The following is a 10,325-nucleotide window of genomic DNA, read 5'->3' as shown; positions in this document are numbered from 1 at the left end:
CCGTACGCCCCGCCTCCGTCCGCCCCGCCAAGGAGAGAACACTGTGAGCAACCAGACCCGGACCCCCGCGGACCCGGCGACCCCGCCGGCCCGCAGCCGCTGGGCGGGCGGGGCGCCGCCCTTCCCGGGCAGCCGGCCCGCCGCCCTCGGCACCCTCGCCACCGTCGCGTCCCTGGTGATCCTGGTCGCCCTGGGCGAGGCCACCGGTCAGCTCCTGATGATCGCCCCCCTGGCCGCCACCGCCATGATCATCTGTAGCACCCCCGTACTGCCCCCGGCGCAGCCCCGCGGCGTCCTGCTCGGCCAGGTCGGCTCCGGCGTCCTCGGCCTCGTCGCCGTCGCCGTCCTCGGCCGCTCCCTCTGGGTCGCGGCCGTCGCCGCCGGCCTGAGCGTCGGCCTCATGCTGCTGCTGCGGGCCGTCCACGCGCCCGCCGCCGCCACCGCCGTGCTCGCCGTCCTCCAGGACCCCGCGCCGCTGCGCTTCCTCGTCCTGCTCGCCGTCGGCAGCGCCCTGCTCGTCCTCGTGGGCCTGATCGCCTCCCGCCTCGGCGTGATCGGCAAGTACCCCGCGTACTGGTGGTGACCGGACCCACCCGGAGCCGCCCCCTCACCCCGACCGCACGTCCGCGTACTCACTCCCAACGGAGCGCCCGTGAACCGAGACAGACTGCTCGTCAGCTGTGAGCAGATCATGGAACAGCTGCGCGACCCCGCGACCGGGGAAGCGAACACGGTCCTCGTCGAGATCACCGACGGCGGCAGCACCCTCGGCCGGATCCCCGGCTCGGTCCGCCTGGACTGGACCGGCGACCTCCAGGACCCGGTGCGCCGGGACGTCATCGGCCCCGAGGCGTTCGCCGCGCTCCTCGGCCGGCACGGCATCTCCCCCGACCACACGGTCGTTTTCCTGAGCGGCAACAACAACTGGTGGGCTGCCGCCGGATACTGGCAGTTCCGCCTGTACGGCCACCGGGAACTGCGGATCCTCGACGGCGGACGGCTCCGCTGGGAGGCGCTCGGCGGCCCCCTCACCCTGACCGCGCCCGACCGCGCACCCGTCGGCCACCCGGTGCCGGCCGCCGACGAGACGATCCGCGCCCGCCGCGAGGACATGCTCGACCACATCGGACGCCACCAGCTCCTCGACGTCCGCTCCGCGGAGGAGTACCTCGGGCAGAGCAACACCCCGCCGGGGGTGCCCGAGGACCTCGGCGTGCGCTGCGGCCACGCCCTGTCCGCCGAGCACATCCCCTGGCACAGCGCCGTCCGTGCCGACGGCACCTTCCGCGACGACGCCGAACTGGCCGCCGCCTACGCCGGCGTCCGCACCGACGTGCCGACCGTCGTCTACTGCCGGGTCGGCTGGCGCTCCGCGCACAGCTGGTTCGTGCTGAGCGAGCTCCTCGGTCTGCCCGGCATCCGCAACTACGACGGCGCCTGGCGCGAGTTCGGCTCGCTCATCGGCGCCCCCATCGTCAACGGGCCCGAACCGTGGGGCCCCGACGGCATCCCGTCCATCGTCGCCCAGCGCGACGCCGCCCCGGAGGTCCGCGCCCATGCCTGACGTCACCGTCTTCCGCAACGTGCTCCGCAACGGGTTCGACCAGACCGACCTGCCCTGGGTGCCGTGGACCGAACCCGGCCGGGTGGGCGTCGAGTTCGTCGTCCTCTGGGGCCCGGACGCGGCTCGGGACGAGGACTCCGCCTCGCTGCTGCTGCGCTTCCCGCCGGGCGCGCACGGGGACTTCCACGAGCACCTGGGGCACGAGCTGATGCTCGTGCTCGACGGCACCCTGGACCACAGCGACGGGAGCCGCTTCCACCGCGGCGACCTCGTGGTCGAGGAGCCGGGGACCCGACACCAGATGTCCAGCGCGGAGGGCTGCACCGTCCTCGCGGTCCGCGCCCGCCCGGCGGCCGCCCGTACGCCCGCGGACGGCGAGATCACCACGGGCGTCGGCGCCGGCCGGCCCGGCGCCTGAGGCGCCGCCCGCCCCCGCGGGCACCCGCCCCCGCACGGTCACGGACCGCCGGGCCTCCGCGGCCCGGCGGCCCGCAGGCCCGCGCGGGCGGTGCGGCCCCCGTTCACCGCACACCGCACACCCCAGGTCCGTACGGACACACCCCCGCCCCGCACGGCGTCCCGCTCGCGCCGGTACGGGCCGGAGGCGTGCCCGGGACCCGCCGCGCGCCGGGGCCGAACCGCCGACCGCGCCGGTGCGCGCCGCACCACCCCCGCACACCAGCCCACCCGCACCCCTACCGGAGAGACGCCATGACCCCGTCCGCACGGCCCCAGCCCCTGCGCAGCAGTCCCGAGCCCTCCCGTCGGGTCCTGCTCACCACCGGTTCCTCCGACGCCCACACCTGGAACCTCGTCCACCTCCAGCTCTTCCTGGAGGAGCACGGGCACTCCGTGCTCAACCTCGGGCCCTGCGTCCCCGAGCAACTGCTCGTCGACACCGCCCGGATGACCAGCCCGGACCTCGTCGTGCTCTCCTCCGTCAACGGCCACGGCCACCAGGACGGACTGCGCGCCGCCCGCGCCCTGCGCGCCGACCGCAAGACCCGCGGCCTCCCCATGGTCATCGGCGGGCTCCTCGGCATCTCCCCGGAGGGCGCCGCCACCCGCACCGCCGAACTCCTCGACGCCGGGTACGACGAGGTGTACGCGGACGGCACCCCGCCCACCGCCCTGCTGCGCCGGCTGGCCGAACTCGGCGGCGCGTGTACCGGGCGGGCCGCGGCTTGACGACCTCCGCCCCGCCCCCGCCCGCCCCCGGCGACCTCGGCGCCTTCGTCCAGGAGTCGGCCGCGGCCGGTGAACTGGTCGTCCAGCCCCGCATGGGGATGGTCGCGCCCGAGGTGATGGCCGGCGGAGTCGCCGCCGTCGCCGCCCTGCCCGAAAGGACCGTCGCCACCCTCACCATCGACAGCTACACCCGCGTCGGCGACCACGCCGCCGCCACCGCCGCCCTGCGCGACGGCCGACCCCTGAACGGGTTCCCGCTGGTCAGCCACGGCCCGAAGACCACCGCCCGGGTCGCCGCGGCAGCCGGACGCGGCACCCCCGTACAGGTCCGGCACGGCTCCGCCGACCCACTGGCCATCTTCCGCACCATGGCCGCCGCCGGGCTCGCCGCCTCCGAGGGCGGCCCCGTCTCGTACTGCCTGCCCTACGGCCGCACCCCGCTCGCCGAATCCGTCGCCGCCTGGCGCGACTCCGTCCAGTTCCTCACGGAGGAGAGCCGCGCCCACGGCCGCCGGGCCCATCTCGAATCCTTCGGCGGCTGCCTCCTCGGCCAGCTCTGCCCGCCGTCGCTGCTCGTCGCCGTCTCGCTCCTGGAATGCCTGTTCTTCGCGGCCAACGGCGCCACCAGCGTCTCTCTCAGCTACGCCCAGCAGACCCACCCCGCCCAGGACACCGGGGCGCTCACCGCGCTGCGGCTCCTCGCCGACGAGTTCCTGCCCGCCGCCGTCGACCGCCACATCGTGCTCTACACCTACATGGGGGTCTACCCGAGGACCGTGCCCGGGGCCCGGCTGCTGCTGCGCCGCAGCGCCGAACTGGCCGTACGGGGCGGGGCCCAGCGGCTCATCGTGAAGACCGAGACCGAGGCGCACCGCATCCCGACCGTCGAGGAGAACCTGACCGCCCTGCGGATCGCCGCCGACGCCGCCCGCTCCGCGCCCCGGCGCGGCACCCGCCAGAGCCCCGGCTCCGCCGCGGAGGCCGACGCCGAGGAGACGCTCGTCGAGGCCCGCGCCCTGGTCACCGCCGTCCTCGGGCTCTCCGACGACCTCGGCGTCGCCCTGCTCAAGGCCTTCGACCGCGGGCTGCTCGACGTGCCGTTCTGCCTGCACCCCGACAACCGGGGCGCCGTCCGGTCCACCGTCGCACCGGACGGGCGCCTGCACTGGACGGACCTGGGCGCGCTGCCGCTGCTCACCACCAGCAGGAGGACCGTACCCATGACCTCGCGCCAGCTCTCCGGCATGCTCGGCCGGGTCGCCCGTGAACACGACCGGGCTGCCACCACCGACCCGCCGCCGGAGCCTCGGCCCAGGGACGTCCCGGCGCCGTCCGCGGCGCCGCTGCGGATCGCGTTCGTCGGCATGGGCCCGCGCGGCCTGTCCGTACTGGAGCGGCTGGCGGCCCGCTGCGCCGCGACCCCGCCCGCGCGGCCGGTCGAGGTGTTCGCCGTGGATCCGTACGAGGCGGGGGCCGGGCGGATCTGGCGGACGGACCAGTCGCCGTGGTTCCTGATGAACACCCCCGCCCAGGAGGTCACCATGTTCTCCGGGCCGGCCGACGAGGGACCCCACCGGCCGGGTGCCGGACCGTCCCTCGGCGAGTGGTGGGCCGAGGACGACCCGGCGGGAGCCGAGCCCGAGGGGTACGCGCCCCGCGCCGTCTACGGCCGCTACCTCACCCACGTCATGCGACGGATCGAGGAGACCCTGCCGCCCTCCCTCACCGTCCACCGCGTCCCCGCCCGGGTGATCTGCGCGGACCGCGCACCGGGCGGAGACGGCGGGCACCGGCTGCGACTCGACCGCGGAGACGTCCTCACCGTCGACCGGATGGTCCTCGCCACCGGCCATCCCGTCACCGAGCCCGACGCGGGCGGGCGCGCCTGGACGCGGTTCGCCCGCGAACACGGCACCCCGGCCCGCCCCGTCCGGTACATCGCGGGCGGCTCCGCGAGCGAGATGCCGCTCGCCGACATCCCGGCGGGCGCGAGCGTCGGCATCCTCGGCATGGGGCTCACCTTCTACGACATCCTGAGCGAGCTGACCCTGGGACGCGGCGGCACGTTCACCGAGGGGTGCGACGGTCTGCTCTACCTGCCCAGCGGCAAGGAGCCCCGGATCCTCGCGGGCTCCCGCGGGGGAGTACCGCTCCTCACCCGGGGCGCCAACCAGAAGGGCCCCGAACACCGCTACCGGGCCCGCCTGTTCACCGCCGAGCGGATGGCGGCGGTCCGCGCGGCGGGGGAGCCGCTCGACTTCCGGGACGCGGTGCTGCCCTGGCTGCTGGCCGAGGTCAACCTCGTCCTCCTGGCCACCCGGATCCGCCAGGTCCACGGCCCGCACGCGGCCGAGGAGTTCACCGAGCGCGCCGTCCAGACCCTGGCCGACCGGCCGGACACAGGCCCCGGCACCCGCTCCGAAACCCGGCCCGATCCGCGGGTGTGGGAGCGGCTCGCCGGCGGCTACCGGGTCGACACCCGTCCGCTCGCCGGACTCGACGTCCTCGCCCGCCCGTTCGGCGACCGCCGCTTCGGCTCCCCGGCCGAGTACCACAAGGTGCTCACCGAATGGCTGCGCGCCGACCTCTTCGAGGCCCGCCAGGGCAACGCCGACGGGCCCCTGAAGGCAGCCGCCGACGTCCTCCGGGACGTCCGGCAGACCATCCGGACGGTCGTCGACTTCGGCGGACTGACCCCCGCCTCGCACCGCTGGTTCCTCGCCGAGTTCGGCCCGGTCGCCGCCATGGTCTCCACCGGACCGCCGCCGCTGCGGTCCGAGCAGTTCCTCGCGCTGCTCGCCGCCGGGGTCCTCGAACCGGTCGGCCCCGGAGCACGGTTCGGCGCCGACCCCGTCGAGGGCCGGTTCGCCGTGGAGTCGCCGCAGGTGGAGAACTCCTGGGTGCCGCTGGACGTCGTCGTGGACGCGCGGGTGCCCGGCACCGACCTGGCCGCCGACCGCGACCCGCTGATCCGGGGACTCATGGCCGACGGGGAGATCCGCACCTTCACCAACGCCGTCGACGGGACGGAGGAGTTCGCCACCGGCGGGCTCGACTGCACCGACTCCCCGTTCCACCCGGTCAGGGCGGACGGATCCGTCGACACCACCACCCATGTCCTGGGCATCCCCAGCGAGTTCACCCGGTGGTTCACCCAGGTCGGCAGCGGCCGGCCGGGCCCGTGGGGCTCGTTCACCCGGGACGCGGACGCGATCGCGGAGGCGCTCGTGGCGGCCGCGGAACCGGTGGGCGCGGTCCGGGCGGCGCACCGGCGCGTACGGCCCGGGGGTGCGGGGTGAGCGGCGCCGCCCGTACGCCCGTCCACGAGGAGTACCGGGCGGCGCGCGACCTGCTGCTGCGCCTGCGCGGAGACCGGGAGGCGGCCCGCGCCGCCTTCCGGTGGCCGCGCGCCGCACACTTCAACTGGGCCCTCGACTGGTTCGACGTCATCGCCGAGGGGAACGACCGGCCCGCCCTCGAACTCCTCGGACAGCCGGGCCCGGACGGCGATGTCCCCGTCGTCGACCGGCTGTCCTTCGCCGAACTCGCCTGCCGCTCCGACGCTTTGGCGACGGCGCTGCGCGAACACGGGGTCGCCCGGGGAGACCGCGTCCTGATCCTGCTCGGCACCCGCGCCGAGCTGTGGGAGACCCTGCTCGGCTGCATCAAGCTCGGCGCGGTCGTCGTCCCCGGCTACCAGGACCTCACCCGGGCGGAGGCGGCGGACCGGATCACCCGGGGCGCCGTACGGCACGTCGTCGCCGCGCCCGGGCTCGTCGACCTGCTCGACCCGCTGCCGGTACCGGGGCTCCGGATGGCCGCCGAGGAGGGCGGCCGGGCGGGCTGGGTCCCCTACCCGGACACCCGCGGCCCCGGGCGGCCCCGCTTCGTCCCGGACGGGCCGACCCGGGCCGCCGACCCCTCCTTCTGCTACTTCACCTCCGGGACGACCTCGCTGCCCAAACTGGTGGAGCACAGCCACGCCGGATACGGCGTCGGGCACCTCTCCAGCCTGTACTGGAGCGGGCTGCGCCCCGGCGACCGGCACCTCAACCTCTCCGCGCCCGGCTGGGCGAAGCACTCCTGGTCCAGCTTCTTCGTCCCCTGGGCCGCGGAGGCGACCGTGCTCGCGCCGCCGGACGGCGGACTCCCGCCGGCCGTGCTGCCCGGCGTCCTCGCCGGGCACGGAGTCACCAGCTTCTGCGCGCCGCCCAGCGCGTGGCGGTCCCTGCTCCCGTACCTGGACGCGGGCGCGGAGACGCCCCGGCTGCGCGAGGCGACGGCGGCGGGGGAGCCCCTGACGGCGGAGACCGTGGAGCGGATCGAGGCGGCGTGGGGCGTCCGGGTCCGCGACGGCTACGGCCAGACGGAGGCGACCGCGCTCATCGGCCGCGCCCCCGGCGCCGAGGAGCCGCTCGCCCCGCTCGGGCACCCGCTCCCCGGCTACCGGATCGTGCTGCGCGACCCGGACACGGGGGAGCGGGGCGATTCCGGCGAGGTCTGCGTCGATCTGACGGACCGTCCGCCAGGCCTGATGCGGGGGTACGCGGGCCGGCCCGAACGCACGGCGGAGGCGTTCGCCGACGGGCTGTACCGCACGGGCGACCGGGGCGAGCGGTGCGCGGACGGCTCGATCCGGCTGCTGGGACGGCTGGACGAGGTCTTCAAGTCCCACGGCCACCGGGTCTCCCCGATGGAGATCGAGGCGGTGCTCCGCACCCACCCCGATGTGGCCGACGCCGCGGTGGTGCCGTGCGAGGACCCGGACGGCGGCCTCGCACCGTACGCGGTCGTGGAACTCCGGCCCCGACGGCGCGCCTTGATCACGGATGCGCACGGACGCATCGGCGCGGAGCTGCTGGCCCTGGCCGCCGAGCGACTCGCGCCGGTCTTCGTCCCCCGGGCGGTCGAGGTGGTCGCCCACCTTCCCCGGACGCGCTCGGGGAAGGTCCGCCGGAACGAACTGCGCCCTGGGGCGGCTGCCGAGCGCGTCCGGGGAAGGTGGGCGACCACCTCGACCGCCCGGGGGACGAAGACCGGCGCGAGTCGCTCGGCGGCCAGGGCCAGCAGCTCCGCGCCGATGCGTCCGTGCGCATCCGTCCCCGGGGGCCCGCCGGCGTCCGGAAGCCGGGTCTTCCTAGACCCGCTCCGTCTCCCTCTCCGCGGTCCGCAGCAGGACCTCCGCGACGCCCCGGGCCCGTACCGCCGCCTCGGGTGTCCCCTCGCGGAGGGCCGTCACGATGGCTCCGTCGCCGAGCAGCGCCAACTGGCGCGCCAGGGACTCGTGTTCGCGGTAGCCGCCCTCGGTGAGGAGCCGGTCGAGGACCGCGATGACCTTCTCCTTGTGCTCGGCCGCCACGTGGTGCGCCGGGCTGTCCGGATCCGCCGTCTCGACCATCGTGTTGATGAAGGCGCAGCCGCGGAACGAGGCCGCGGCGAAGCGTTCCGACAGGCCGTCGAAGAGCGCGAGCGGCAGCTCCTCGGGGGACCGCTCGCTCACCGCGATCCGGCCGTCCAGCCAGGCGCGCCACATGCCGTCGCGGCGCCGCAGGACCTCGACGACCACGTCGTCCTTGCTGGGGAAATGGCGGTAGAAGGAGGCGCGGCCCACTCCGGACTCGGACAGGATCCGCTCGATGCCGACGGCCCGGATCCCCTCCTCGTAGAACAGACGCTCCGCCGCGCCGAGGAGCCGTTCTTTCGCGTTGGTGGCCATACCAGACGGTACCACTCGGTGCCGTATCGGTTGCCCCCGCGGAGAAGGGGAGCGACTGCCTCCCGTTGCGTCAGACGGAACCGATCGGTACCGTCTCGATGGTACCGATCAGTTCCGTCTTGGTCCGGCTCAAGGAGAGCTCCATGCCCCGCCTGCCCCAACTGACCGTAGAGACCGCCGACGAGGAGCAGCGCGAGCTGCTCGAAGGCACCCTCAAGCAGCTCGGCAAGCTGCCCAACCTGTACGCCGCCCTGGCCAACGGCCCCGCGGCCCTGCGCGGTTACCTCGCCCTGCGCGAGGCCCTCGTCGGCGGCGGCTTCAGCGCCCGCCAGCGCGAGCAGCTCGCGCTCTTCATCGCCCAGCACAACGACTGCACCTACTGCGTCTCCGCGCACACCCTGCGCGGTGGCAAGGTCGGCCTGACCGAGCAGGAACTGCTCGACACCCGTCACGGCACCGACGCCGGCGACCCGCACATGGACCAGGTGCTCCGCTTCGCCGGGGCCGTCATGGCCACCGGCGGCCGTGTCACCGACGCGGCCCTGGCCGACGCCCGCGCCGCCGGCGTGACCGACGCCGAGATCGCGGAGATCGTCGGCCACATCGCGCTCAACGTGCTGTCCAACTTCTTCAATCACGTTGCGCAGCCGGACTTGGACTTTCCGTTGGTCCCGGCCCAGCTCGCCGAGTAGAGTCTTCGCGGCCGTGCAGGGGTGCCGGGCGCGAAGGGGCGTCCGGCACCCCTGCGGCTTGTTCGACAACCGACTGGGGCGATCGAAGCGGGTGGACGACCAACCACCTGGTGCGAGGAACTGCCGCCTGCGCGGCAGGGGGGAATTCACGTGGACATCGACGCAAGAACCCTTCGGACCTTCCGCGAGGTGACCCTCACCGGGTCCTTCACCCAGGCGGCACGACGCCTCGGGTACTCGCAGTCCAGCGTCACGGCACAGATGCGTGCACTGGAACGGCAGGTCGGCGAGCCCGTCTTCGAGCGGCTCCCCAACGGCGTCCGGCTCACCCGCGCCGGGACCGTCCTGTGCGACTACGCCCGCCAGATCCTCACCCTCGTCGGCGAGATGGAGACGGCCCTGCGCCGTCCCGCGGCCAACCCGCCGCGGCTGACGGTGGGCATCGTCCCCGCCCTCGCGTACGGACAGCAGCTCGCCCGGGTCACCCACATCGGGCGGCGGCTTCTTTCCGGAGTCCAACTCGCCCTGCGCGTCATGGGCACCGCCGAGGTCCACGACGCCTTCCGGGCCGGTGCCATCGACGGCGCCCTGGTCCTCACCGTCGTCGAAGCCGAGGACCCGACCGCCCAGCTCGTCGACCCGGCGTACGCCGATCGTCCCGACGAACTGACCGAAGTACGCCTCCAGGAAGTCGAGTTCATCCCCGTCACCAGTGTCGGCCACCGCCGCGCGGGCCTCGGCCGCCAGGTCGTCATCGCCGACCCCGACTGTCCGTCCCAGCGCTGGCTCCCCGAGTTCCTCCGGCTGCGCTCCGACAGCCCGCCCGAGATCCATGAACTCGGCTCCATGGCCGGAGTCCGCGCCGCCACCCAGTCCGGTCTCGGCTGCGCGATGCTGCCGATGGCCCTCGCCGCCTCCCACCAGGAGGCCGGCGGGCTGCGCCCGCTGCCCGGCGTGCCCCGGATGCGCTGGAACGCCTCCCTGGTCCTCGACCGGCTCCTCACCGAGGGCGGCTACCGCGAACACGAGTCCCTGGCGCGCCAGTTGGCGCTGCTCGGCGACGGAGCCATCGTGACGGCCCTCCGCGAGGGGACACCCGAGGCGGCGGTACGGGCCCGGGGCGTCGCGGAGGTCCTGCTGCGGACCGCGGAGAGGGAGACGGAGC

8 protein-coding genes and 1 pseudogene are annotated in these 10,325 nt (G+C 75.1%); 8 read left to right on the top strand and 1 reads right to left on the bottom strand.

The features are described from left to right. The first annotated feature begins 43 nt into the window (after positions 1 to 43). The 6 genes and pseudogenes from EAO70_RS04160 to EAO70_RS04135 all read left to right on the top strand — a co-directional run. Positions 44 to 583 carry an HPP family protein gene (locus EAO70_RS04160; RefSeq protein WP_148001651.1) on the top strand — a complete coding sequence of 180 codons (540 nt, stop codon included), beginning with the start codon at positions 44 to 46 and terminating at the stop codon, positions 581 to 583. Between the two features lie 69 nt (positions 584 to 652). Beyond that, positions 653 to 1,564, top strand: a complete 912-nt coding sequence (locus EAO70_RS04155; RefSeq protein ID WP_148001650.1) for a sulfurtransferase — start codon at positions 653 to 655, stop codon at positions 1,562 to 1,564. Beyond that, positions 1,557 to 1,982, top strand: coding sequence for a cupin domain-containing protein (locus EAO70_RS04150; RefSeq protein ID WP_187283714.1), 426 nt, complete (start codon positions 1,557 to 1,559; stop codon positions 1,980 to 1,982). Before EAO70_RS04155 ends, EAO70_RS04150 begins: the two co-directional genes overlap by 8 nt. A gap of 293 nt (positions 1,983 to 2,275) precedes the next feature. After that, a complete protein-coding gene (locus EAO70_RS04145) occupies positions 2,276 to 2,752 on the top strand; it encodes a cobalamin B12-binding domain-containing protein (RefSeq protein ID WP_148001649.1) in 477 nt (158 codons plus the stop codon). Continuing rightward, complete coding sequence (locus EAO70_RS04140) at positions 2,749 to 6,051, top strand: FAD/NAD(P)-binding protein (RefSeq protein WP_261992653.1); 3,303 nt, start codon at positions 2,749 to 2,751, stop codon at positions 6,049 to 6,051. The genes EAO70_RS04145 and EAO70_RS04140 overlap by 4 nt, the downstream gene beginning before the upstream one ends. Then, positions 6,048 to 7,736, top strand: a pseudogene (locus EAO70_RS04135) (acyl-CoA synthetase); the annotation flags it as partial. The gene EAO70_RS04140 and the pseudogene EAO70_RS04135, both read left to right, overlap by 4 nt. Before the next feature lie 153 nt (positions 7,737 to 7,889). Here the strand turns inward: EAO70_RS04135 and EAO70_RS04130 are convergent. Continuing rightward, positions 7,890 to 8,468 (bottom strand): TetR/AcrR family transcriptional regulator, encoded by a 579-nt coding sequence (locus EAO70_RS04130; protein WP_148001660.1) that lies wholly within the window; start codon positions 8,466 to 8,468, stop codon positions 7,890 to 7,892. Between the two features lie 143 nt (positions 8,469 to 8,611). Between EAO70_RS04130 and EAO70_RS04125 the strand changes: the two genes are divergently transcribed. Continuing rightward, complete coding sequence (locus EAO70_RS04125; RefSeq protein WP_261992652.1) at positions 8,612 to 9,160, top strand: carboxymuconolactone decarboxylase family protein; 549 nt, start codon at positions 8,612 to 8,614, stop codon at positions 9,158 to 9,160. Between the two features lie 150 nt (positions 9,161 to 9,310). Next, a partial coding sequence (locus tag EAO70_RS04120) for a LysR family transcriptional regulator (protein WP_187283713.1) occupies positions 9,311 to 10,325 on the top strand: 1,015 nt, incomplete at its 3' end.

The organism is Streptomyces sp. adm13(2018) (genome assembly GCF_008042145.1).
In the GTDB taxonomy this organism is placed as follows: domain Bacteria; phylum Actinomycetota; class Actinomycetes; order Streptomycetales; family Streptomycetaceae; genus Streptomyces.
This window is presented reverse-complemented; position numbering and strand designations above follow the sequence as displayed.

Excerpts from the sequence above, each read along its gene's own strand:
- EAO70_RS04150 (WP_187283714.1), top strand. The coding sequence starts at position 1,557 with ATGCCTGACGTCACCGTCTTCCGCAACGTGCTCCGCAACGGGTTCGAC.
- EAO70_RS04145 (WP_148001649.1), top strand. The coding sequence starts at position 2,276 with ATGACCCCGTCCGCACGGCCCCAGCCCCTGCGCAGCAGTCCCGAGCCC.
- EAO70_RS04130 (WP_148001660.1), bottom strand. The coding sequence starts at position 8,468 with ATGGCCACCAACGCGAAAGAACGGCTCCTCGGCGCGGCGGAGCGTCTG.
- EAO70_RS04125 (WP_261992652.1), top strand. The coding sequence starts at position 8,612 with ATGCCCCGCCTGCCCCAACTGACCGTAGAGACCGCCGACGAGGAGCAG.